Annotated in this window: 15 protein-coding genes; 9 read left to right on the forward strand and 6 right to left on the reverse strand. The window is 65.8% G+C overall.

Annotated elements, in window-relative coordinates:
* The first annotated feature begins 560 nt into the window (after window positions 1-560).
* The 5 genes from V3B25_RS16860 to V3B25_RS16880 all read left to right on the forward strand — a co-directional run bounded on the left by V3B25_RS16860 (window position 561) and on the right by V3B25_RS16880 (window position 9,653).
* Window positions 561-1,946 (forward strand): NAD-dependent succinate-semialdehyde dehydrogenase, encoded by a 1,386-nt coding sequence (locus V3B25_RS16860; protein WP_329811032.1) that lies wholly within the window; start codon window positions 561-563, stop codon window positions 1,944-1,946.
* A gap of 63 nt (window positions 1,947-2,009) precedes the next feature.
* Entirely contained in the window at window positions 2,010-3,650 is a 1,641-nt protein-coding gene (locus V3B25_RS16865; protein WP_097048051.1) for an acetolactate synthase large subunit, read from the forward strand.
* A 421-nt stretch (window positions 3,651-4,071) separates the two neighbouring features.
* Window positions 4,072-5,583: a lysine--tRNA ligase gene (gene lysS, locus V3B25_RS16870; RefSeq protein WP_049424637.1), complete on the forward strand. Its 1,512-nt coding sequence runs from the start codon at window positions 4,072-4,074 to the stop codon at window positions 5,581-5,583.
* A gap of 205 nt (window positions 5,584-5,788) precedes the next feature.
* Window positions 5,789-6,928 carry a two-component system response regulator gene (locus tag V3B25_RS16875; RefSeq protein WP_006364528.1) on the forward strand — a complete coding sequence of 380 codons (1,140 nt, stop codon included), beginning with the start codon at window positions 5,789-5,791 and terminating at the stop codon, window positions 6,926-6,928.
* A gap of 544 nt (window positions 6,929-7,472) precedes the next feature.
* Entirely contained in the window at window positions 7,473-9,653 is a 2,181-nt protein-coding gene (locus V3B25_RS16880; protein WP_032129844.1) for a response regulator, read from the forward strand.
* A 12-nt stretch (window positions 9,654-9,665) separates the two neighbouring features.
* Here V3B25_RS16880 and V3B25_RS16885 read toward each other — a convergent pair whose 3' ends face one another.
* The 5 genes from V3B25_RS16885 to betI all read right to left on the reverse strand — a co-directional run bounded on the left by V3B25_RS16885 (window position 9,666) and on the right by betI (window position 16,486).
* Complete coding sequence (locus V3B25_RS16885; RefSeq protein ID WP_012480080.1) at window positions 9,666-10,535, reverse strand: crotonase/enoyl-CoA hydratase family protein; 870 nt, start codon at window positions 10,533-10,535, stop codon at window positions 9,666-9,668.
* Window positions 10,536-10,734: 199 nt separating this feature from the next.
* Window positions 10,735-12,411, reverse strand: coding sequence for a long-chain fatty acid--CoA ligase (locus V3B25_RS16890; protein ID WP_049399434.1), 1,677 nt, complete (start codon window positions 12,409-12,411; stop codon window positions 10,735-10,737).
* A 189-nt stretch (window positions 12,412-12,600) separates the two neighbouring features.
* Entirely contained in the window at window positions 12,601-14,283 is a 1,683-nt protein-coding gene (gene betA, locus V3B25_RS16895; RefSeq protein ID WP_049424632.1) for a choline dehydrogenase, read from the reverse strand.
* Window positions 14,284-14,384: 101 nt separating this feature from the next.
* The gene (betB, locus tag V3B25_RS16900; RefSeq protein ID WP_329811033.1) at window positions 14,385-15,857 is read right to left on the reverse strand and encodes a betaine-aldehyde dehydrogenase; all 1,473 of its coding nucleotides are present in this window, start codon (window positions 15,855-15,857) and stop codon (window positions 14,385-14,387) included.
* 38 nt (window positions 15,858-15,895) lie between these two features.
* A complete protein-coding gene (betI, locus tag V3B25_RS16905) occupies window positions 15,896-16,486 on the reverse strand; it encodes a transcriptional regulator BetI (protein ID WP_329811034.1) in 591 nt (196 codons plus the stop codon).
* A gap of 170 nt (window positions 16,487-16,656) precedes the next feature.
* Here betI and V3B25_RS16910 point away from each other — a divergent pair, with 170 nt between their 5' ends.
* Window positions 16,657-18,207 carry a BCCT family transporter gene (locus V3B25_RS16910; RefSeq protein WP_049424629.1) on the forward strand — a complete coding sequence of 517 codons (1,551 nt, stop codon included), beginning with the start codon at window positions 16,657-16,659 and terminating at the stop codon, window positions 18,205-18,207.
* Window positions 18,208-18,317: 110 nt separating this feature from the next.
* Here the strand turns inward: V3B25_RS16910 and acnA are convergent, their stop codons facing one another.
* Window positions 18,318-21,071 carry an aconitate hydratase AcnA gene (gene acnA, locus V3B25_RS16915; protein ID WP_329811035.1) on the reverse strand — a complete coding sequence of 918 codons (2,754 nt, stop codon included), beginning with the start codon at window positions 21,069-21,071 and terminating at the stop codon, window positions 18,318-18,320.
* A gap of 302 nt (window positions 21,072-21,373) precedes the next feature.
* Here acnA and V3B25_RS16920 point away from each other — a divergent pair, with 302 nt between their 5' ends.
* From V3B25_RS16920 to acnB, 3 genes are read left to right on the forward strand one after another with little or no spacing between them, the layout of a single operon-like run.
* Window positions 21,374-21,598, forward strand: a complete 225-nt coding sequence (locus V3B25_RS16920; RefSeq protein ID WP_005409505.1) for an AbrB/MazE/SpoVT family DNA-binding domain-containing protein — start codon at window positions 21,374-21,376, stop codon at window positions 21,596-21,598.
* 6 nt (window positions 21,599-21,604) lie between these two features.
* A complete protein-coding gene (locus tag V3B25_RS16925) occupies window positions 21,605-22,003 on the forward strand; it encodes a type II toxin-antitoxin system VapC family toxin (protein ID WP_008267153.1) in 399 nt (132 codons plus the stop codon).
* Between the two features lie 40 nt (window positions 22,004-22,043).
* Window positions 22,044-24,635, forward strand: a complete 2,592-nt coding sequence (gene acnB, locus V3B25_RS16930; protein WP_049463414.1) for a bifunctional aconitate hydratase 2/2-methylisocitrate dehydratase — start codon at window positions 22,044-22,046, stop codon at window positions 24,633-24,635.
* Window positions 24,636-24,960 lie beyond the last annotated feature (325 nt).

The following is a 24,960-nucleotide window of genomic DNA, read 5'->3' on the forward strand; positions in this document are numbered from 1 at the left end:
GGGGGCCGGCCCCCCCCCCCCCCCCCCCCCCGCCCCCGCGCCCCCCCCCCCCCCCCCCCCCCCCCCCCCCCCCCCCCCCCCCCCCCCCCCCCCCCCGCCTCTTACAGATTTCGCGCGGTTGTTGGTAGGTGTCGACCTTGGTCGACACATCTGTCAGATATCGAAAGAAATTCCGGGGTCAGATCCGTTTTCCTACGGAAAACGGATCTGACCCCAAGAGCATTTCCGACAGATCGCGGAAATCTGTCGAAGGCGGGGTGGGTCCGGTTGCGGGGGCGTGAGCGCCATGGATGGCGCGACCGAGGCTACATGGACGTACTTGCGCCGTCCCCCGCAACCGGACCCACCCCGCCATCCCGCGGAATGCACGCTGTTGCCGTTGCCTCGGTTTGAAGCCTCTGCGGGTGCAGGGCGCAGCCCTGCCAGGACAACCCAACCCATTCAGGCAGGTAAGTGCAGGTCACAGGATAAGCAGACGCCTTGTTGTGCCCGTCGATCGGGTCCACATTCCTGTGCAGGAGACGGGCCACCGCCCGTTGTCGAGACACCAGGAGACCTGCATGTCCGCTGCCCCCACTACCGCCATTTCCCGCGATCCGGCCACCGGCCTGCAGATCGCCAGCCATCCCTTCGCTACTGATGCCGAGCTGGAAGCGATCCTCGACCGCAGCCAGGCTGGTTTCGCCGCCTGGAGCGCCAGCAGCCTCGAACAGCGCGCGCAGGTGTTGCGCGCGATGGCGGGCGTACTGCGCCGTGACCGCGAGAAGCTGGCCGCGCTGGCCACCGCCGAGATGGGCAAGGTGCAGGCCGAATCACTGGCCGAGATCGAGAAGTGCGCCGTGCTGTGCGACTGGTACGCCGACCACGGTGCGCAGTTCCTGCGCGACGAATCGACCCAGGTACCCGACGACAAGGCCTACGTGTCCTACCTGCCGCTGGGCGTGGTGCTGGGCATCATGCCGTGGAACTTCCCGTATTGGCAGGTAATGCGCGCGGCAGTGCCGATCCTGATGGGCGGCAACGGCTTCCTGCTGAAGCCGGCCGAGAACATCGTCGGTACCGCGCAGCTGCTTGACGCGGCCTGGCGCGATGCTGGTCTGCCGGAAGGCACCTTCATCGCCGCCAACATCAGCCGCGACGGCACCAGCCGTGCGATCGCCGATGACCGCATCGCTGCCGTCACCCTGACCGGCAGCGTGGCCGCAGGCCGCAGCATCGCCGCCCAGGCCGGGCAGGCGCTGAAGAAGGTGGTACTGGAACTGGGCGGTTCGGATCCGTTCATCGTGCTGGCCGACGCCGACCTCGATGCTGCGGTCGACGCCGCTGTGGCGTCGCGGTTCCAGAACACCGGGCAGGTCTGCATTGCCGGCAAGCGCATCATCGTTGAAGACGCGGTGTACGACCGTTTCGTGGCGCAGTTCTGCCAGAAGGTGCAGGCGCTGACCATCGGCGACGGCCGTGAAGCCGGCAATCGTATCGGCCCGATGGCACGCCAGGACCTGCTGGAACAGCTGGACGCGCAGGTACGCGCCTCGGTGGACGCGGGCGCGAAGCTGTTGGTCGGCGGCCATCAGCTGGATCGCCCGGGCGCGTTCTACGCGCCCACCGTGCTGGCCGGCGTGGAACCGGGCATGCAGGCCTTCGATACCGAGACCTTCGGGCCGGTGGCCTCGATCAGCCGGGCCCGCGACGCCGACCATGCGGTGGAGCTGGCCAACCAGAGCGAATTCGGCCTCAGCGGCAACCTGTGGACCGGCGACCGCGCGCGGGCCATGCAGCTGGCGCGCCGGCTGCAGACCGGCGGCGTGTTCGTCAACGGCTTCTCCGCCTCGGATCCGCGCGTGCCGATCGGTGGCGTGAAGAAGAGCGGCTTCGGTCGCGAGCTCTCGCACTTCGGCATCCGTGAGTTCGTCAACGCGCAGACGGTGTGGTTCGACAAGCATTGACGCGCAGCTTCCATCCTTCCTGCAACGATCCACCATCAGTCCAGCGAAAAGGACGGCATTCCAATGTCCAAGGGTTCAGACCTGCTCGTCGCCGCACTTGAGAACGAAGGCGTCGAGCGTATTTTCGGCATCCCCGGCGAAGAGAACCTCGATGTGGTCGAGTCGCTCCGCCATTCCAGCATCGAGCTGGTCATCACCCGCCACGAACAGGCGGCGGTGTTCATGGCGGCCACCTATGGCCGCCTGACCGGCAAGCCGGGCGTGTGCCTGGCCACGCTTGGCCCGGGCGCGCTCAACTTCACCACCGGTGCCGCCTACGCGCTGCTCGGCGCGTGGCCGGTGATCATGATCACTGGCCAGAAGGGCATCGTCGCCAGCAAGCAGGCACGCTTCCAGATCGTTGACATCGTCAGCACGATGAAGCCGCTGACCAAGCAGGCGCGGCAGATCGTGTCGGCGCGCACCATTCCGACCATCGTCCGCGAGGCATTCCGTACCGCGCTGGAAGAGCGCCCGGGCCCGGTGCTGCTGGAGCTGCCCGAAGACATCGCGGCCGATGAGGTCGGGGACGTAGCGCTGATTCCGCCGCACGCGGTGGATCGTCCCATTGCCAGTCCGGAAGCACTGGACCGCGCGGCGGAGATCATCCGCAACGCCAGGCGCCCGCTGCTGATGATCGCCTCGGCGGCGTCGCGGCCGCAGTCCAGCGAAGCGTTGTCGGCATTCGTGCTGCGCGCGGGTATTCCATTCTTCACCACGCAGATGGGCAAGGGTGCGGTGGCCGGTGGTTCGGGCCTGTACATGGGCACCGCCGCGCTGACCGAGCGCGACTACGTGCACATGGCGATCGACCAGGCCGACGTGATCGTGACGATCGGCCACGAGGTCACCGAGAAGCCGCCGTTCGTGATGCGCCCGGGTGGGCCGACCGTGATCCATATCGGCTATTCGCAGGCGGCGGTGGAGCAGGTGTACTTCCCGCAGGTGGAAGTGATCGGCGATATCGGCCGTTCGCTGACCCAGCTGGCCGACCGTATCGAAGGTGCAGTGCCGAACGCCGACGCGCTGCTGCCACTGCGCGCGACGATTCTGGAACACTTGGCTGACCGAGCCGAGGAAGCTGGATTCACCCCGCAGCGGCTGGTGCACGACGTGCGCCAGGTGATGCCGCCGGACGGCATCGTGGCGCTGGACAACGGCATGTACAAGATCTGGTTTGCGCGCAATTACCGCACCCAGGTGGCCAATACGCTGCTGCTGGACAACGCGCTGGCGACGATGGGCGCGGGCCTGCCGTCGGCGATCATGGCCTCGATCCTGTACCCGCAGCGGAGGGTGCTGGCGGTGTGCGGCGATGGCGGTTTCATGATGAACAGCCAGGAGCTGGAGACCGCGCGTCGGCTGGGCCTGAACCTGGTGGTGCTGATCCTCAACGACGGCGCCTACGGGATGATCCGCTGGAAGCAGGCGGTGGATGGCTTCACCGACTACGGCATGACGTTCAGTAACCCGGATTTCGTGAAGTATGCGGAAGCCTATGGCTGCAAGGGGCATGAGGTGACGGCCATCGAGCAGTTCATCCCCACGCTGGAGGCGGCGTTCAACGAGGGTGGGGTGCACCTGGTATCGGTGCCGATCGACTACTCGGAGAACCAGCGGGTGCTGGTGGACGAGCTGCGGCAGGCGTTCCCCGGGAACGGTTGACGCCTACCGGGGCATCGGTTCCCCGGAATCCCGTAGGTGTCGACCTTGGTCGACACGCGGACCGCCAACCAAGGTTGGTGGCTACCAGAGTGGCGGGCAGCGGACCTGGTAGGTGTCGACCTTGCTCGACACGATGGAGCGCCAACCAAGGTTGGCGGCTACCAGAGCGGCGGGCAGCGGACCTGGTAGGTGTCGACCTTGGTCGACACGATGGAGCGCCAACCAAGGTTGGCGGCTACCAGAGCGGCGAGCAGTGGGCCTGGTAGGTGTCGACCTTGGTCGACACACGGACCGCCAACCAAGGTTGGCGACGACCAGGCGGGGGTCCGGCCCAGGGCTGGGGCGGGGCGGTTTTGGTATGCTGGGCAACCGGCTGTGCCGGGCGCAACATCCCCCCTCACTACACGATTCCCGCAGATCCATGAGCGAAGCTACCGATACCCCCCCCGTTGACGAAAACAAGTTGATCGCCGAGCGCCGCGAGAAACTCAAAACGCTGCGTGGGCAGGGCATCGCGTACCCGAACGATTTCCGTCGCGAGGACTTCGCCGGCCGCCTGCAGGAAGAATTCGCCGACGCCGAGCAGTGGACCGCCGAGGCCCTGGAAGGCAACGGCCGCCAGGTGAAGATGGCGGGCCGCCTGATGGCAAAGCGCATCATGGGCAAGGCCAGTTTCGCGCAGATCCAGGACGAGTCCGGCCGCATCCAGCTGTTCCTGCAGGGCACGGTGCTGGGCGATGCCTACACCGCCTTCAAGGGCTGGGACGTGGGCGACATCATCGCCGTCGAAGGCGGCCTGACCCGTACCAAGACCGGCGAGCTGTCGGTCAAGGCCGAATCGATCCGCTTGCTGACCAAGTCGCTGCGCCCGCTGCCGGACAAGTGGCATGGCCTGGCCGACGTCGAGCAGCGCTACCGCCAGCGCTATGTCGACCTGATCGTGACCCCGGAGTCGCGCGCGGTGTTCATCAAGCGCTCGAAGATCATCCGCGCCATGCGCGCGTGGCTGGACAACCGCGACTTCCTGGAAGTCGAAACGCCGATGATGCATTACATCCCCGGCGGCGCGGCGGCCAAGCCGTTCACCACCCACCACAATGCGCTGGACCTGGACCTGTACCTGCGCGTGGCGCCGGAGCTGTACCTCAAGCGCCTGACCGTGGGTGGCCTGGAGCGCGTCTACGAGATCAACCGCAACTTCCGCAATGAAGGCGTCAGCACCCGCCACAACCCGGAATTCACCATGATGGAGCTGTACGAGGCCTATGCCACGTACAACGAGATCATGGACCTGACCGAAGGCGTGATCCGTGACGTGGCCAGGACGGTCAATGGCGGCACCGAAGTGGAGTGGGACGGCGCGAAGATCGACCTGGGCCCGGCGTTCCGCCGCTGGCGCATGGACGAGGCTGTGCGCCACCACAACCCGGAAATCTCTGCTGCCGACTGCACCGACCGCGATGCACTGCTGCGCCATTGCGAGCGCTTGAAGATCCGCGTCAAGCCGTCCTACGGCTGGGGCAAGCTGCTGCTGGAGATCTTCGAAGCCACCGTCGAGCACACCCTGATCCAGCCGACCTTCATCACCGACCATCCGGTGGAGGTCTCGCCGCTGGCCCGTGCCAACGATAACGATCCGGGCTACACCGACCGCTTCGAGCTGTTCGTCAACGGCAAGGAGCTGGCCAATGGCTTCTCCGAGCTGAACGACCCGGAAGACCAGGCCCAGCGTTTCCAGGCCCAGGTGGCGGCGAAGGAAGGCGGCGATGACGAGGCCATGCACTACGACGCCGACTACATCCGTGCGCTGGAGTACGGCATGGCACCGACCGGCGGCCTCGGCATCGGCGTCGATCGCCTGGTGATGCTGCTGACTGGCAGCAGCTCGATCCGTGACGTGCTGCTGTTCCCGTACATGCGTCCGGAGCAGTAAGTCGTCTTTTTGACTCCTGTTTGTGCGCGCCGTCGCGAAATGAGACGGCGCGATTGACGCCTCCCGCACTCGGCGTATCGTTAATGCACTACCTTGACGTCTGTTGTGGCTTGATCGGCGCCAGGGGGGGTGCGCACTGTGGAGAGTCCGCTTCACAATGTGATGACGATCATGAACCGGGACGCATGACACGGGAGTCAGGCCGATGCAGGGTGCGAGCGTTCGCAGCGGCAGGGTATCCTCGCCTGCTGATGATCCAGCATGGTCGAGAAACCAGGCAGAGTACGCGTTGAACATCGTCATTGTTGACGACCAGACGTCCGCCCGGACGATGCTGCGTCACGTCATCGAAGATATCGCGCCGGAACTGAGCGTGTATGACTTCGGTGATCCGCTGACCGCATTGGCCTGGTGTGAGGCGCATCCGGTCGACCTGCTGCTGCTCGATTACCGCATGCCGGAAATGGACGGGCTGGAGTTCGCCCGCCGTTTCCGTCGCCTGCCCAAGCATCGCGACATTCCCGTGATCCTGATCACCGTGGTCGGCGACGAGCCGATCCGTCAGGCGGCGCTGGAAGCGGGGGTCATCGACTTCCTGGTCAAGCCCATCCGTCCGCGCGAACTGCGCGCGCGCTGCTACAACCTGTTGCAGCTGCGCCAGCAGACCGAGAACGTGAAGCAACGCGCGTTGTCGCTGGAGCAGCGCTTGCTGGCCAGCATGCACGAGGTCGAGGAACGCGAGCGTGAGACCCTGTCGCGGTTGGCGCGGGCGATCGAGTTCCGTGATGCCGGCACCAGTGCCTACCTTGAACGCATGGCGCGCGTGGCAGGGCTGATCGCCGAGCAGCTGGGCCTGCCCGAAGACGACGTGCGCCTGATCGAGATGGCCGCGCCGCTGCATGACATGGGCAAGATCGCCATTCCCGATGCAGTGCTGCTCAAGCAGGGCAAGCTCAACGACGAGGAGCTGGCGATCATGCGCCGGCACCCACGCATCGGCCATGAGCTGCTCAGTGGCAGCCAGAACCGCTTCATCCAGGTCGGCGCATTGATCGCGCTGCGCCACCACGAACGTTACGACGGCAGCGGCTACCCGGATGGGCTGGTCGGTGAGGCGATTCCGCTGGAAGCGCGCATCGTCGCCGTGGCCGACGTCTTCGACGCACTCATCTCACCCCGTCCGTACAAGGAAGCATGGACCATGGAAGCCACACTGGCCTATCTGTATGCCCAGCGTGGCCGCCTGTTCGATCCACGCTGCGTGGATGCGCTGATGCGCGGCCACCAGCAGTTGATGGATATCTGCGCCCAGCACTCGACGGCATCGACGCGACCGGGTGGGTGACATGCAGGACCTGTTCGCACGCGTGAGGCGTCGGCTGGCGCAGCGTCCGGATTCGGAACATGGCCAGGCGATCGTGCGGGTGGTGCTGATCTCGCTGATCCTGGTCTATGTGCTGCTGTCCGGTGCGCGCCTGCACCGTCTGGAGCAGTACCAGGGCGTGCTCGCGACGGTACTGACCGGATTGGGACTTTCGCTGCTGCTGTTCGGTTGGCTGCTGTGGAAGCCGGAGCGCTCCGATCCGCGGCGGGTGGCCGGAATGCTGGCCGATTACGGCCTGATCGCGGTCGGCATGATCCAGATGGGTGAGCCGCTGGCGTGGGTGTATGCGGTGGTGATGTGGGTCACGGTGGGCAACGGCCTGCGCTTCGGGCCGCGTTACCTGGCCGCTGCCATCGTGCTGGCGATGGTCAGTTTCGGCACTACCGTGCTGTTGACCCCTTACTGGCAGGCCAACCTGGGGCTGGCCATTTCCCTGTGGTTGGGGTTGCTGGCAGTACCGTTGTGCTGCTCTTCCCTGCTGCGCCGAAGGATGCGACATCCGACCATGGATACGACTCCCGCCGCTGGCTCCGACAAGCGCTCGCTGCTGGCACGCTTCAAGCAACGCCTGTCCGGGCGCGAGGACAGCGAGCACGCGCAGAACCTGATCCGCATCATCATCACGGCGCTGTTCATCAGCTATCTCGGCTGGCGTTCGCTGAGCGGCGGCGGTGAGGCACTGACTGCGACGTGGCTGATCCTCGCCTTCGAGCTGACCATTTCCGCCGGCCTGCTGACCGCGATCCTGGTCAACCCGGGTGTGTCGCATGTGCGCCGGGTGATCGGCATGCTGACCGACTACACCTGCATGGCCTGGATCATGACCATCCAGGGTGAGCCGGCGGCACCGCTGTATGCGGTGATGCTGTGGGTCACGATCGGCAACGGCATGCGCTACGGCAGCACCTACCTGCGCGTGGCCACGGCCATGGGCTGTCTGGCCTTCCTGTGCACGGTGATGCTGTCGCCGTACTGGCGCGGCCACGACTATCTGGGCTGGGGCCTGCTGCTGGGCCTGGGCGCGATTCCGCTGTACTTCGATTCGCTGCTGCATGCCTTGACCCGGGCGGTGGCAGAGGCGCGCCAAGCCAACGAAGCCAAGAGCCGTTTCCTGGCCAACATGAGCCATGAGTTCCGCACGCCGTTGAACGGGCTGGCCGGCATGACCGAAGTGCTGGCCACCACCCGCCTGGACGACGAACAGCGCGAGTGCCTGAACACCATCCAGGCCTCGACCCGCAGTCTGTTGGCGCTGGTGGAAGAGGTGCTGGACATCTCCGCGATCGAAGCCGGCAAGGTGCGCGTGGAGTGGCACGAGTTCGCGCTGGCCGACGTGCTGCAGGCGATCAACCTGATCCTGACCCCGCAGACCCGCTCCAAATCGCTGGACTATCGCGTGCAGGTGGATGACAACGTGCCGCCGCGCCTGCTGGGTGATGCCGGTCATCTGCAGCAGATCCTGCTCAATCTGATGGGTAACGCGGTCAAGTTCACCGACAGCGGCTACGTGCATCTGCGCGTGTCCAGCCCCGATGTGCTGGGCAGCGAGCGGATGCGCCTGCGATTCGAGATCGTCGACAGCGGCATCGGCGTGCCGGTGGCGCTGCGCGGCCGGCTGTTCAATGCCTTCGAGCAGGGCGATGTCGGCCTGGCCCGCCGGCATGAAGGCACCGGTCTGGGCACCGCCATTGCCAAGGGCCTGGTCGAGTCGATGGGCGGGCAGGTCGGTTATGCGCCGAACAGCCCGCGTGGCAGCGTGTTCTGGGTCGAGATCACGCTGGACGTCGCAGACACTTCATCAGCCCCGGCGGTTCCGTCCGAGGTGGCTGAAGCCGGCAATGTCATCGCGTTCTCCAATCCCTTCCTGCGCCATCGTGCGCGCGTGCGCAGCCTGCGGGTGCTGGTGGCCGACGACCACGAAGCCAATCGCATGGTGCTGCAGCGGTTGCTGGAGAAGGCCGGCCACAAGGTCACCTGCGTCAATGGCGGCGCCGAAGTGCTCGATGCGTTGGAGCAGGCCAGTTACGACGCAGCGATCGTCGATCTGCACATGCCCGGCATGAGCGGACTGGACCTGCTCAAGCAGTTGCGGGTGATGCAGGCCAGTGGCATGCCTTACGTTCCGGTCATGGTGCTGAGCGCAGACGTCACCCCCGAGTCCATCCTGCGTTGCGAGCAGGCCGGTGCCCGCGCCTTCCTTGCCAAGCCCGTGGTGGCCACCCGTCTGCTGGAAGTGCTGGCCGATGTCGCCGCCAACACCCGCGCCGAGTCCGGCATCCAGTCGGTGCCGGCATTGCCGGTTGGCGATGGCGTGCTCGATACCGCGGTGCTGGACGAGCTGGCGTCGCTGGGCATGGGCGATGGCTTCGAACGCAAGTTCATCGACCAGTGCCTGGCGGACGTCGACGCGAGCATGGGCCAGCTGCAGGGCTGCGGCGAGCGCCAGGCCTGGGAGGATTTCCGCGAGCACGCACACGCGCTGCGCGGTGTGGCGAGCAACCTGGGGCTTGTCCAGGTTGCCGCCTCCAGTGGCGAAATCATGCGCATGGCGGACTGGCAGCTGAAGGGTGAATGGAACGCCCGCCTCGGCAGCCTGGCGACTGCCCTGCGCAACGGCAGGAATGCGTTGGCTGCCCGTAGTGCGGGAGCATCGCACCGCGACGACAGCGAGCGCAGCCCGTCCTGACCCGCCAGACGGTCAGGCCGGGTCGCCATTGCGCCGGGCCTGCGCCCGTACCAGCCGATCCATGGTGCGCAGGGACTTCTCGCCGAGCTGCATGGCGGTGTCCACCCAGATCTCGGTGATCCGCATCATTTCATGCAGCGGCACCATGGTGGCGATCTCGTTGACCTCACGCATCGCCGCCCACGCGTGCGGAATGCGCCGGCTTTCCTTGATCACCTGTTCGACCGCGGCAACACCTTCGCCCACCGGCACCACGATGTCGACCAGGCCCATCTCCTTCAGCTGGCTGGCGGTGTAGAGGTTGCCTTCCAGCATGATCTTCTCGGCCAGGCGCGGGCTGATCCGCTGGCACAGGAAGGAGTAGGCGCCCATGCCCGGGAACAGGTCGAACAGCACCTCGGGCAGGCCCATCAACACGCCTTCCTCGGCGACGATGGTGTGGCAGCTCAGTGCGGCCTCGAAGCCGCCACCCAGTGCATTGCCCTGGACCAGGGCGATGCTGTGGGCACGGGTGCCCAGGCCGGCATGGAAGGCATGCACGCCGCGCACGCAGCGTTGGGCATAGTCGAGCAGGCGGGCACGGTCGCCCTCGCGGATCAGGCGGCAGAACAGTTCGAGATCGCCACCCAGGTTGAACACGTCGCTGTCCGAGGCAAGAACGACATGGGGTGACAGAGCGTGCGAGGCGCTGAGGCGATCGCCCAGTTCGCGCTGGTAGTCGACGATGTCATCGACCAGGCGCGAGGCGAAGCACGGCCGGCCCGGCTGGTTGACCAGGTTGGCGTGCATGTGGATCCAGTAGACATCCCGCTCGGGTTCTTCGGTGATACGCAGGGTAGGGTGCTGCGAGGGACGGGTGATGATGGGGCGTACTGCGGACATGGGAGTTCTCCGTGTGACCGTCCGGCCAACCGCAGAGCGGACGGAGAGGAGTGAGGGGGCGGGCTGAACGTGCGGCGGCGACTGATTCTATGCACCCGTCGTGAACCGCCCGCAAGCGCTGTACCGGCCATGTTCCGGTAATAAAAAGACCCCGCCGTCTCCGGCGGGGTCCCTGTACTCTCCCGTTGCCCGGAAACCCTTACTGGGCGGGCGTATCACGCAGCTCGCGACGGAGAATCTTGCCGACGTTGGTCTTCGGCAGCTCCTTTCGGAATTCTACGATTCTGGGGTGCTTGTAACCGGTCAGGTTTGCCCGCGCATGTTCCTTGACCATTTCCGCGGTCAGGTTCGGGTCCTTCTTCACGATCACGACCTTGACCACTTCGCCGGACTTTTCGTCCGGGACACCGACGGCGGCGACTTCCAGCACGCCCGGCATCATCGCGATGACGTCTTCGACCTCATTCGGGTACACGTTGAAGCCGGACACCAGGATCATGTCCTTCTTGCGGTCGACGATGTAGAAGAAGCCCTGTTCGTCCATCTTCGCCATGTCGCCGGTGTGCAGCCAGCCGTCCGCATCGATGGCGGTGGCGGTTTCTTCCGGACGCTGCCAGTAGCCCTTCATCACCTGTGGGCCCTTGATGCACAGCTCGCCCACTTCGCCCAGCGCCAGGATGTTGCCGTTGTCGTCCTTGATGCAGGCATCGGTGGACGGGATCGGCAGGCCGATGGCACCGTTGTACTCGGGCAGGGTGAGCGGATTGATGCAGGCCGCGGGGGAGGTCTCGGTCAGGCCATAGGCTTCGACGAGGGTCACGCCGGTGACCTTCTTCCAGCGTTCGGCCACGGCACGTTGCACCGCCATGCCGCCGCCCAGGGTGAACTTGACCGAAGAGAAGTCGATCTCGTCGAAGCCCGGGGTGTTGAGCAGGCCGTTGAACAGCGTGTTGACGCCGGTGATGGCGGTGAAGCGGGTGCCCTTGAGCTCCTTGACGAAGCCCTTCATGTCGCGCGGGTTGGTGATCAGGTGGTTGCAGCCACCGAACTTCATGAAGACCAGGCCGTTCGCGGTCAACGCGAAGATGTGGTACAGCGGCAGGGCAGTGATGATCACTTCCTTGCCCGGCTCGATGCCCGAGGTGGACAGCCATGCCGACGCCTGCTGCATGTTGGCGATCAGGTTGCGGTTGGTCAGCATCGCACCCTTGGCCACGCCGGTGGTGCCGCCGGTGTACTGCAGGAAGGCAATGTCGTCGTGGTCGATCTCGACCGCCGGAAGCGCGTGGCGGCTGCCCAGCTTGAGCGCCTGCTTGAAGCGGACGGCACCCTTGATGTGGTAGTTGGGCACCATCTTCTTGATGTACTTCAGCACGAAGTTGACGATCGCGCCCTTGGCGCCGAGCAGGTCGCCCAGGCCGGTGGTGACCACGTGCTTGACCGGCGTATCGGCGATGACCTGTTCGACGGTGTCGCCGAAGTTGTCGACCACCACCAGGGCACTGACGCCGGCATCAACCAGCTGGTGCTTGAGTTCGCGCGCGGTGTACAGCGGGTTGACGTTGACCACGGTCAGGCCGGCGCGCAGCACGCCGAAGGTGGCCACCGGGTACTGCAGGCAGTTGGGCATCATCAGGGCGACGCGGTCACCCTTCTTGAGCTTGAGCTCACCCAGCAGGTAGGCGGCGAACTGGGTGACCAGCGCATCCGTCTCACCATAGGTGAGGACCTTGCCGAAGCTGGAGTAGGCGGGACGGTCGCGGAATTTCGCGACGGAAGCGTCGAAGACCGAGGCTACCGAATGGAATTCGTTGACGTCGATCTCGGCGGGAACGCCTTTCGGATAGCTCTGCAGCCAGGGACGATCCAGACTCATATTCCCCCTCCAGGAATCGTGATGATGGGTGCGGCGCGGACAGTATCCGCCAGAACCGCTCACCGCAGCATACCGTTCCGTAGGGAAAACGCGAAGGGGGCGCGAAGAACGCGCCCCCGGGGTGCATGAGCGCCCACCAAGGTGGGCATCTACCGGAGAACGGTGTCCGTCGTTTGCGGGCGATTCGCGTCAGCCCTTGCTACGTACCGGTGCGCCGTTGGCCTTGTAGTACGGCGCGGTGCTGCGGGCCAGCGGGGTGCGGCCACGGATCACGTCGGCCAGCTTCTCGGCCATCATGATGGTCGGCGCGTTGAGGTTGCCGGTCACCACCTGCGGCATGATCGAGGCATCGACGATGCGCAGGCCTTCCAGCCCGTGCACGCGGCCCTGGCCGTCGACCACCGCCATCGGGTCATCGGCATGGCCCATCTTGTTCGAGCACGACGGGTGGTAGGCGGTCTCGGCATGCTCGCGGACGAACGCATCGATCTGCGCATCGGTCTGCAGTGCGCTGCCCGGCGAGATCTCGCGGCCGCTGTACGGCGCCAGCGCCGGCTGCGCGAAGATCTCGCGGGTGATGCGGATCGCCGCGCGGAACTCGCGCCAGTCCTGGTCGTGCGACATGTAGTTGAACAGGATGCTCGGATGTTCGCGCGGATCCTTCGAACGCACGTGGATGCGGCCGCGGCTGGGCGAGCGCATCGAACCGACGTGCATCTGGAAGCTGTGCGCCTTGATCGGGTTGGAGCCGTTGTAATTGATCGCCACCGGCAGGAAGTGGTACTGCAGGTTCGGCCAGTCGAATTCGGCGTCGCTGCGGATGAAGCCACCGGCCTCGAACTGGTTGCTGGCGCCGATGCCGGTGCCCAGGAACAGCCATTCGGCACCGATCGCCGGCTGGTTGTACAGCTTCAGAGCCGGGGCCAGCGAGACGGGCTTCTTGCACTCGTACTGCAGGTACATCTCCAGGTGATCCTGCAGGTTGGCGCCGACGCCCGGCAGGTGGTGCACCAGGTCGATGTCCAGGCTGCGCAGCAGGTCGGCAGGGCCGACGCCCGAGCGCTGCAGGATCTGCGGCGAGGCGATGGCGCCGCCACACAGCAGCACTTCGCGGCGGGCGGTGGCACGCTGCGGCTGGTCGTTGTGCAGCCACTGCACGCCCACCGCACGCTTGCCCGAGAACAGGATGCGGTCGGTCAGCGCGTGGGTGACGATGGTCAGGTTCGGGCGCGGCTTGGCCAGGTCCAGGTAGCCACGGGCGGTGCTGGAACGACGGCCCTTCGGGGTCACCGTGCGGTCCATCGGGCCGAAGCCTTCCTGCTGGTAGCCGTTGAGGTCGTCGGTGCGCGGGTAGCCGGCCTGCACGCCGGCTTCAACCATCGCGGCGAACAGCTCGTTGTTGCCGGCCTTCGGCGTGGTCACCCGCAGCGGACCTTCGCCACCGTGGTAGTCGTTGGGGCCGATGTCACGGGTTTCGGCCTTGCGGAAGTACGGCAGGCAGTCCAGGTAGGTCCAGTCTTCCAGGCCAGGCATGCTGGCCCAGTTGTCGTAGTCCATCGCGTTGCCGCGGATGTAACACATGCCGTTGATCAGCGACGAGCCACCCAGCCCCTTGCCGCGGCCGCAGTCCATGCGGCGGTTGTTCATGAAGGGCTCGGGATCGGTCTTGTACGCCCAGTTGTAGCGCTTGCCCTGCAGCGGGAAGGCCAGTGCCGCCGGCATCTGGGTACGGAAGTCGAGCCGGTAGTCCGGGCCACCGGCTTCCAGCAGCAGCACGCTGACATCGGCATCTTCGGTGAGGCGGGTGGCCAGCACGTTGCCGGCCGAACCGGCGCCGATGATGATGTAGTCGTACTCGTTATGGGTGCTCATGGGTGTCTCCTGCAGGCCGGGGCGCGCTGCATGCAGGCGTCCCGGCGGAATGTCGGATCGGCGCAGTGGCCGGACGAAGGTGCGCGCTCAGGGCGCGCCGATCAGAACACGCTGGCGTAGTCGCCCAGTTCGACCTGCACCGACTTGATGCGGGTGTAGTGGCCGAGGGTGGAGAGGCCGTTCTCACGGCCGACACCGGATTCCTTGTAACCGCCGACCGGCATTTCGGCCGGCGATTCGCCCCAGGTGTTGATCCAGCAGATGCCGGCTTCCAGGCGGTGGATGATGCGGTGGGCGCGGCTGACGTCCTTGCTGACCACGCCGGCGGCGAGGCCGAAGGTGGTGTCGTTGGCACGACGCACCACTTCGTCTTCGTCGTCGTAGGCGAGGATGCTCATCACCGGCCCGAAGATCTCTTCCTTGACGATGGTCATGTCATCGCGGCAGTCGGAGAACACGGTCGGCAGCACGTAGGCGCCATTGGCCAGCGCGCCTTCGGTGGCACGGCCGCCGCCGGTCAGCAGGCGAGCGCCTTCGGCCTTGCCGCTTTCGATGTAGCGCAGCACGTTTTCCATGTGCGGGAAGCTGGTCAGCGGACCGAAGTTGGTCTCGGCGGCCATCGGGTCGCCGATGCGGATGCGCTTGACGCGCTCGACCACGGCGGCTTCGAACGCGGCCAGCATGCGGCGCGGCACGAACACGCGGGTGCCGTTGGTGCAGACCTGGCCGGAGCTGAAGAAGTTGGCCATCACCGCGATGTCGGCGGCGCGGTCCAGATCGGCGTCATCGCAGATCACCAGCGGCGACTTGCCGCCCAGCTCCATGGTCACTTCCTTCAGCGACGAGGAGGCGGCGCTGGCCATCACCTTCTTGCCGGTGGCGACGCCGCCGGTGAAGGAGATCTTCTCGATCACCGGGTGCTCGGTCAGCCACTGGCCGATCTCGCGGCCCGGGCCCTGCACGACGTTGAACACGCCGGCCGGCACACCGGCTTCGGTGTAGATCTCGGCCAGGCGGATCGCGGTCAGCGGGGTCACTTCGGACGGCTTGAACACCATCGCGTTGCCGGCGGCCAGGGCCGGGGCCGACTTCCACATGGCGATCTGGATCGGGTAGTTCCAGGCGCCGATGCCGGCGACCACGCCCAGCGGCTCGCGGCGGGTGTAGAAGAAGCTCGATTCGCGCAGCGGCAGCTGGATGCCTTCGATGGCGGTGGCCAGGCCGGCGTAGTACTCGACCACGTCGGCGCCGGTGACGATGTCCACGGTGGTGGTTTCGGCCAGCGCCTTGCCGGTGTCCAGGGTTTCCAGGTGGGCCAGTTCGTCGTTGCGCTCGCGCAGGATCTCGACGGCGCGGCGCAGGATGCGCGAACGCTCCATGGCAGTCATCGCCGCCCACACCTTCTGGCCTTCGGCCGCGCTCTGCACGGCGCGTTCGACGTCGGCCTGGCTGGCGACCTGCACTTCAGCGATCACGTCACCGGTGGCCGGGTTCACGGTCCTGAAGGTCTTGCCGCTGGTGGCATCGACGCGCTGGCCGTGGATGTAGAGCTGTTGGACGGGCAGGGTGGTCATGGGGCGTACTCCTTGGAAGGGGGCGGATGCTGCAACGCTTATAGCGCGGCAGCCTGCAACTGGAAGTCGATGTAGCCGTAAGCGATGCGCCGGGACTTCTCGGCGTTGAACTGGCCGCCGACCAGGCTGCCGCGCAGCCACAGGCCGTCGATCATCGCGGCCAGGCCACGGGCGGCCAGGCGGGCCTGCGGGTGGGGCAGCAGGCGGTTGAACTGGTGGCACAGGTTGGAGAACAGGCGCTGGTCGTTGGCGCGCTGCAGCCGGGCCAGTTCCGGCTGGTGCATGCTGGCGGCCCAGAAGGTCAGCCAGACGCGCATCGCGGTACCGTTGATCTGGCTGTCGTCGAAGTTGCCATCGACGATGGCGCGCAGCTGCTCGCGCGGGTCGTCACCAGCGTCGGCACGGCAGCGGGCGACCGCGTCCTTAAGTTCACGCAGGATCTGCCGCATTGCAGCATTGAGCAGGCCGTCCTTGTCGCCGAAGTAGTGGGCGACGATGCCGCTGGACAGCCCTGCTTTCTTCGCGATGGTGGCGACGGTCGCATCGGCCATGCCGATCTCGTCGATGGTCTGGAAAGTGGCCCGGATCAGCTGTTCGCGCCGTACCGGTTCCACGCCTTTCTTCGGCATTGTCTCTCCACGGATTGCGACCCGAAGGATCGGGCTGCCCGCCATTATGCTTTTTATTGATTGAACGTTCAATCAATAAACCCTAGGATGCGCTCGCGCCCCACGCCATGGGCCCGGTTTACCGGTCCGGCCCCGCCCATGTGCCCCCTCGGACTTGATGAGACGACCCCATGTCTTCCCTGGCTCATCCCAAGCGTTCGCCCCTGCGCTTGAACCGTTTTGTCTTCTTCAGCTCTTCGGTGTCGATCGGCATCCTCGGGCTGCTCACCGTTCTTTATCCCGAAAGCAGCGAGCACTGGCTGCAGTGGGCGCAGGCCGAAGTCTCTGCAGCGTTCGGCTGGTGGTACATGCTGCTGATCGTGCTGTGCCTGGGCTTCGTGCTGTGGCTGGCGTTCTCACCGTATGGCCGCATCCGCCTGGGCCACAACGAGGAATCACCGGCCTTCGGTTACGTGGCCTGGGTGTCGATGCTGTTCTCGGCCGGCATCGGCATCGCGCTGCTGTACTACGGCGCCTACGAGCCGCTGGACCACTTCCTCAATCCGCCCGGGCAGCCCGGCGGGACCGTGGCCGCCGGCCGCGAGGCGATGGTGCTGACCTTCCTGCACTGGGGCCTGCACGGCTGGGCGCTGTATGCGCTGGTGGGCGTGGCGCTGGGCTATTTCGCCTACCGCCGCGACCTGCCGCTGGCGCTGCGCTCGGCGCTGTACCCGATCTTCGGTGAGCGCATCCATGGCCGCATCGGCGACATGGTCGATGGCTTCGGCATCCTTGCCACGCTGATCTCGATGGTGACCAACCTCGGCATCGGCGCGCTGGTGGTGCAGTCCGGCCTGGTCTACCTGTTCCACATTCCGGATACGCCGCAGGTGCTGGTGGCAATCGTGCTGGTGATGATGGTGGTGGCCACCATCGGCGTGGTGGCGGGTGTGGAGAAGGGCATTGCCTGGCTCTCCAACCTCAACGTGCGCCTGCTGTGCGGCCTGCTGCTGTTCGTGCTGGTCACCGGCCCGACCCTGCACCTGTTCGATGGTCTGATCCAGAACACCGGCGATTATCTCGGCGCATTCGTGCGCAAGAGCTTCGACATGTACCTCAACGACCCGAAGGGCCGTGAGTGGATGGGCTCGTGGACGCTGTTCTACTGGGCGTGGTGGATCGCCTGGGCGCCGTTCGTCGGTCTTTTCGTGGCGCGCATCTCGCGTGGCCGCACCATCCGCGAAGTGATCATGGGCGTGCTGCTGATCCCGCTCGGCTTCACCCTGGCGTGGCTGTCGATCTTCGGCAACACGGCTATCGATCTGGTGCTCAACCACGGCCAGGCGATCCTGGGTGACGTGGCCCAGCATGATGCGGCGATGACGCTGTTCAAGCTGCTGGAGTACCTGCCCGGCGCGCCGTACGTGGCCGGTGCCGCGGTGGTGATCGGCTTCGTGCTGTTCCTGACCCCGGTCGATTCGGGCACGCTGATGATCGCCAACCTGTGTACCCGCCGGGTCGACGACGGCGTGGAGGATGGCCACGACGCGCCGATCTGGCTGCGCGTGTTCTGGGCGGCCGGCATCACCGTGGCAAGCGTCGGCCTGCTGCTGGCCGGCAACTTCAGTGCGATGCAGACGGCGGTGGTGCTGTGCGGCCTGCCGTTCTCGTTCACCCTGGCGTTCTACATGTGGGGCCTGCTGAAGGCCCTGCGCACCGACCCGGACGCACCGCGGCGATAGGTAGCGCCGGGCCATGCCCGGCGAACGCCAAAGCAAAGGGCCGGATCTGTGAGGATCCGGCCCTTTGCGTTTGCTTCCGGGATCCGCCGGGCATGGCCCGGCGCTACCGGTTACTTGCTGGCCAACTGGCGCAGTACGTACTGCAGCAGGCCGCCGTGGCGGAAGTACTCGACTTCCTTCGGGGTCAGCAGCATCACCGAGACTTCGAAGGTCTTCTTGGTGCCGTCGGCCTTGGTCGCGGTGACCGTGGCGCGCTTGCTGGCACCGTCCTGCAGGCCGGTGATGTCGATCACTTCCGAACCGTCCAGGCCCAGGCTCTGTGCGTTCTCGCCGTTGCGGAACTGCAGCGGCAGCACGCCCATGCCGACCAGGTTGGAGCGGTGGATGCGCTCGAAGCTCTCGGCGATGACCGCCTTCACCCCCAGCAGCAGGGTGCCCTTGGCCGCCCAGTCACGCGACGAGCCGGTGCCGTACTCCTTGCCGGCCAGCACCACCAGCGGCACCTTGTCGGCCTTGTACTTCATGGCTGCATCGTAGATCGCCAGCTTTTCCGGCTGGCCGCCAGCGGCCGGGTAGTACAGGGTGTTGCCACCTTCCTCGCCACCGAACATCAGGTTCTTGATGCGGATGTTGGCGAAGGTGCCGCGGACCATGACGTCATCGTTGCCGCGGCGGCTGCCGTAGCTGTTGAAGTCGGCCGGCTGCACGCCGCGCTCCTGCAGGAAGCGGCCTGCCGGCGAGTCCTTCTTGATGTTGCCGGCGGGCGAGATGTGGTCGGTGGTGATCGAGTCGCCGAACAGGCCCATCACGCGCGCACCGTGCACGTCGTCGATGCTGCCGGTCTGCATGGTCATGCCATCGAAGTACGGCGGGTTCTTGATGTAGGTGGAGGCATCGCTCCACTCGTACAGGTTGCCGTCCGGCGAAGCGATGGTGTTCCAGCGGGTATCACCCTTGAAAACATCGGCGTAGTTCTGCTTGAACATCTCCGGGCCGATGGTGGCGGCGATGACGTCGCCGATTTCCTTGTTGCTCGGCCAGATGTCGCGTAGGAACACCGGCTGGCCATCGCTGCCGGTACCCAGCGGCTGGGTGGTCAGGTCGATGTCGGTGGTGCCGGCGATGGCATAGGCCACCACCAGCGGCGGGCTGGCCAGGTAGTTCATCTTCACTTCGGGGTGCACGCGGCCCTCGAAGTTGCGGTTGCCGGACAGCACCGAGGTAACCACCAGATCGCCGGTGGCGATGCCGGCGCTGACTTCGGTCGGCAGCGGGCCGGAGTTGCCGATGCAGGTGGTGCAGCCGTAGCCGACCACGTAGAAGCCGATCTTCTCCAGCTCCTTCAGTACGCCGGCCTTTTCCAGGTAATCGGTGACCACGCGCGAGCCTGGGCCGAGCGAGGTCTTCACCCACGGCTGGTGGTTCAGGCCCTTGGCGGCCGCGTTGCGGGCCAGCAGGCCGGCGGCGATCATCACCGCCGGGTTGGAGGTGTTGGTGCACGAGGTGATGGCCGCGATGACCACCGCGCCGTCCTTCAGGCGGACCTTGCGGCCTTCGGTTTCGATGTCGGCGAAGCCCTTGGCCAGCTGCTCGTTGCCGACCGCGGCGCCGCCGCCTTCGTTGACGAACGAGGAGACATCGTCGCTGCGCTTGTCACGGTTGGTGGTCAGGCCAACCAGGGCTTCGCGGTAGTTCTTCTGCACGTCTTCCAGCAGCACGCGGTCCTGCGGACGCTTCGGGCCGGCCAGCGACGGCTTCACCGTGCCCATGTCCAGTTCCAGCGTGGTGCTGTACTGCGCGTGCGGGCTGCCCGGTTCGTGCCACAGGCCCTGCGCCTTGGCATAGGCTTCGACCAGATCGATCTGCTCTTCGCTGCGGCCGGACAGGCGCAGGTAGTTCAGCGACTCGGCGTCGATCGGGAAGATGCCGCAGGTGGCGCCGTATTCCGGGGCCATGTTGCCAATGGTGGCGCGGTCGGCCAGCGGCAGGTGCTGCAGGCCCTCACCGTAGAACTCGACGAACTTGCCGACCACGCCCAGCTTGCGCAGCATCTGGGTGACGGTCAGCACCAGGTCGGTGGCGGTGGCGCCTTCGGGCAGCTTGCCGGTCAGCTTGAAGCCGACCACCTGCGGGATCAGCATCGACGACGGCTGGCCGAGCATGGCCGCCTCCGCTTCGATGCCGCCCACGCCCCAGCCCAGCACGCCGATGCCGTTGATCATGGTGGTGTGGCTGTCGGTACCGAACACGGTATCGGGGTAGGCGACCGCCTTGCCGTCCTTGTCCGCCGTCATCACCACGCGGGCCAGGTTCTCCAGGTTCACCTGGTGGACGATGCCGGTGTTCGGCGGCACTACCTTGAAGTTGTCGAAGGCCTTCTGGCCCCAGCGCAGGAAGCCGTAGCGTTCCTGGTTGCGCTGGAACTCGATCTTGCCGTTGAGGTCCAGCGCGTCCGGCTTGCCGAACACGTCGACCTGCACCGAGTGGTCGATGACCAGTTCGGAGGGAATCTGCGGGTTGATCTGCTCAGGCGAGCCGCCGAGCTTGACCACCGCGTCGCGCATCGCGGCGAGGTCGACCACGCAGGGCACGCCGGTGAAGTCCTGCAGGACCACGCGCGCCGGCATGAAGGCGATTTCGGTGTCCGGCTCGGCCGCCGGGTTCCAGCGGGCCACGGCTTCGATGTGGTCCTTGCCGACGGTGATGCCGCCGTCCTCGTGCCGGAGCAGGTTCTCCAGCAGGATCTTCATCGAGTAGGGCAGGTGGGAGATATCGAAGCGCTGGCCCAGCGTGGGCAGGCTGAAGTAGTCGTAGGTCTTGCCGCCGACGTTCAGCTGGCTGCGGGTGGAGAACGAATCGCTCATGCGGGGTAACTCCTTCTTGCGGATGGCTTGCAGTGGCCCGCGCATGGGCGGACCTGCTTGCGGTCGCCGCGGGCCTGACGGCCCCGGTGGTCCCAGTATGAACCCCAGACTGAATGGATTCATCCGGGCCGGGTTCCGGCCTGCGGCATCGGTTCCAGACTACAGGGGAAGGTGTATGGCGTATGTCACGTTTGTGGCCGATCCTTTGCGAGGCAAGGGCTGGCGGGTTGCCGGTCCTGTTCAGGGTGGAAGTATGCCCGGGGAAGTATGTATAATTTGTGCATACTCTGGAGGGCCTACCGATGGAAGCCACTGTTGCAGAACGCGGACAGATCACCCTGCCCAAGGCGGTGCGTGATGCCCTCGGCCTGACCAAGGGCACGCTGCTGAAGGTCGAGCTGGACGGCAGCCGCATCATCCTGCGCAAGAGTGTTGACGATGCCATTTCACGGGCGCGCGGCAAGTTCGCGCTGGACGGTTTCGAATCGTCCGACGCAGCGGTACGTGCGGTGCGTGACGAGGAATAAGCCGTGATGATCGCCGTCGACTCTCCGGTGCTGGTCGAGCTGCTCAGCAATGGCCCGCAGGCCGATGCCGTGGAAGCCATCCTCAGGCAGAGCCTGGTCGGTGGCCGCGTGGTGGTCTGCGGCGCGACCCTGGCCGAGGTCTGCGCATCGCTGCGTGGCGGTGCCGAGGTGCTCGAAGCGCTGGAAGAAATGGGCGTGCACTTCAACCCGATGGAAGCCAAGTCGGCGCTGCGCGCCGGCGAGATGCACCGCCGCCACCGCCAGCGCAGCGGCAGCCGCCGCAGCCTGGACGAATTCATGGTCGGCGCCCACGCACTGCTGCAGTGCGATGGCCTGATCACCTGGAACGACACGTTTTACCGCGACTACTTCAAGGGCCTGAAGCTGATCGTGCCGCAAGCCTGAGCCCACTTTTTTTCAACCTACGCATTACCCGGGAGTTGTCATGTTGGAAGCCTACCGCCACCACGTCGCCGAGCGCGCTGCGCTTGGCATCCCGCCGCTGCCGCTGAGCGCGCAGCAGACGGCCGATGTCATCGAACTGCTGAAGAACCCGCCGCAGGGCGAGGCCGAGTTCCTGCTCGACCTGCTGACCCACCGCGTGCCGGCCGGCGTCGATGACGCGGCCAAGGTCAAGGCCTCGTACCTGGCGGCGATCGCCCTCGGCAGCGAGCAGAACCCGCTGATCAGCCGCGAGCGCGCCACTGAACTGCTGGGCACCATGCTCGGCGGCTACAACGTTGCCCCGCTGGTGCAGCTGCTGGACGACGCCAGCGTCGGCACCATCGCCGCCAACGGTCTGAAGAAGACCCTGCTGGTGTTCGATGCCTTCCACGATGTGCAGGAAAAGGCCAAGGCCGGCAACGCCAACGCCCAGGCCGTGCTGCAGAGCTGGGCCGACGCCGAGTGGTTCACCAGCAACCCGGAAGTGCCGCAGAGCCTGACCGTCACCGTGTTCAAGGTGCCGGGCGAAACCAACACCGACGACCTGTCGCCGGCACCGGACGCGACCACCCGCCCGGACATCCCGATGCACGCCCTGGCGATGCTGAAGAACAAGCGCGACGACGCGCCGTTCACCCCTGAAGAAGACGGCAAGCGCGGCCCGATCCAGCAGATCCTCGACCTGAAGGACAAGGGTCACCTGGTCGCCTACGTTGGCGACGTGGTCGGCACCGGTTCCTCGCGCAAGTCGGCCACCAACAGCGTGCTGTGGTGGACCGGTGATGACATTCCGTTCATCCCGAACAAGCGCGCCGGTGGCGTCTGCCTGGGTTCGAAGATCGCCCCGATCTTCTACAACACCATGGAAGATGCCGGTGCACTGCCGATCGAGCTGGACGTGTCGAAGATGGAGCACGGCGATGTGGTCGAGCTGCGTCCGTACGAAGGCAAGGCGCTGAAGAACGGTGAAGTGATCGCCGAGTTCCAGGTCAAGTCCGAAGTGCTGTTCGACGAAGTGCGCGCCGGTGGCCGCATTCCGCTGATCATCGGCCGTGGCCTGACCGGCAAGGCGCGTGAAGCGCTGGGCCTGGCCCCGACCGACCTGTTCCGCCTGCCGGTGCAGCCGGTCGATACCGGCAAGGGCTTCTCGCTGGCGCAGAAGATGGTCGGCCGCGCCTGTGGCCTGCCGGAAGGCCAGGGCATGCGCCCGGGCACCTACTGCGAACCGAAGATGACCTCGGTCGGCTCGCAGGACACCACCGGCCCGATGACCCGTGACGAGCTGAAGGACCTGGCCTGCCTGGGCTTCTCGGCCGACCTGGTGATGCAGTCGTTCTGCCATACCGCCGCTTACCCGAAGCCGGTGGACGTGAAGACCCACCACACCCTGCCGGAGTTCATCTCCACCCGTGGCGGCGTGTCGCTGCGCCCGGGCGACGGCGTGATCCACAGCTGGCTCAACCGCATGCTGCTGCCGGACACCGTCGGTACCGGTGGTGACTCGCACACCCGATTCCCGGTGGGCATTTCGTTCCCGGCCGGTTCGGGCCTGGTCGCCTTCGCCGCTGCCACTGGCGTGATGCCGCTGGACATGCCGGAGTCGGTGCTGGTGCGCTTCAAGGGCAAGATGCAGCCGGGCGTGACCCTGCGTGACCTGGTCAACGCGATTCCGCTGTACGCGATCAAGTCGGGCCTGCTGACCGTGGCCAAGGCTGGCAAGAAGAACATCTTCTCCGGCCGCATCCTGGAAATCGAAGGCCTGCCGGAACTGAAGGTCGAACAGGCATTCGAACTGTCCGACGCCTCGGCCGAGCGTTCGGCGGCCGGTTGCTCGGTGCGCCTGAACAAGGAACCGATCATCGAGTACCTCAACAGCAACATCACGCTGCTGAAGTGGATGATCGCCGAGGGTTACCAGGACCCGCGTTCGCTGCAGCGCCGTATCGAGAAGATGGAAGCGTGGCTGGCCAACCCGGAGCTGCTGGAGCCGGATGCCGATGCCGAATACGCTGCCGTCATCGAGATCGACCTGGCCGACATCCACGAGCCGATCGTGGCCTGCCCGAACGACCCGGACGACGTGAAGACCCTGTCCGAAGTGGCCGGCGCCAAGATCGACGAAGTGTTCATCGGTTCGTGCATGACCAACATCGGTCACTTCCGCGCGGCTGCGAAACTGCTGGAAGGCAAGCGCGACCTGCCTACCCGCTTGTGGGTGGCCCCGCCGACCAAGATGGATGCCTCGGAGCTGACCAAGGAAGGCGTGTACGGCACCTTCGGCGCCACCGGTGCACGCATGGAAATGCCGGGCTGCTCGCTGTGCATGGGCAACCAGGCGCAGATTCGTGAAGGCTCCACCGCAATGTCGACCTCGACCCGCAACTTCCCGAACCGCCTGGGCCGCAACACCAACGTGTACCTGGGTTCGGCGGAACTGGCTGCGATCTGTTCGCGTCTGGGCCGCATCCCGACCAAGGAGGAGTACATGGCGGACATCGGCGTGATCAACGCCAATGGCGCGGAGATCTACCGCTACATGAACTTCGACCAGATCGAGGAATACCAGGACGTGGCCAAGACCGTCGCCGCCTGATGCGGTAACGAAAAGCCCCCGGCTCGCGCCGGGGGTTTTTTGTGAGCGGACGACGCATGGTAGTGCCGGCCGCTGGCCGGCAACCCGTTGAAACGAAGAACCTCCGGTGAAAGCCGGGGTTTTTTTTGTTGCCTGATGGCCTGTAGCACCGAGTCCATGCTTGGCTGCTGTTCGTGCGATGCGCGATGAGTCGAGCATTGCTTGTATGTTCCTCCCGGCTCCTACGAGGTATGTAGGAGCCAGGGTGGAGGGACCGTCAAGCATGCATCTGCGGATACTAGCCGACAGACGAGTCGAGCGATCCCCATCCCGCACACGAACGTCG

Source organism: Stenotrophomonas sp. SMYL8 (assembly GCF_036320065.1).
GTDB lineage: Bacteria > Pseudomonadota > Gammaproteobacteria > Xanthomonadales > Xanthomonadaceae > Stenotrophomonas > Stenotrophomonas maltophilia_A.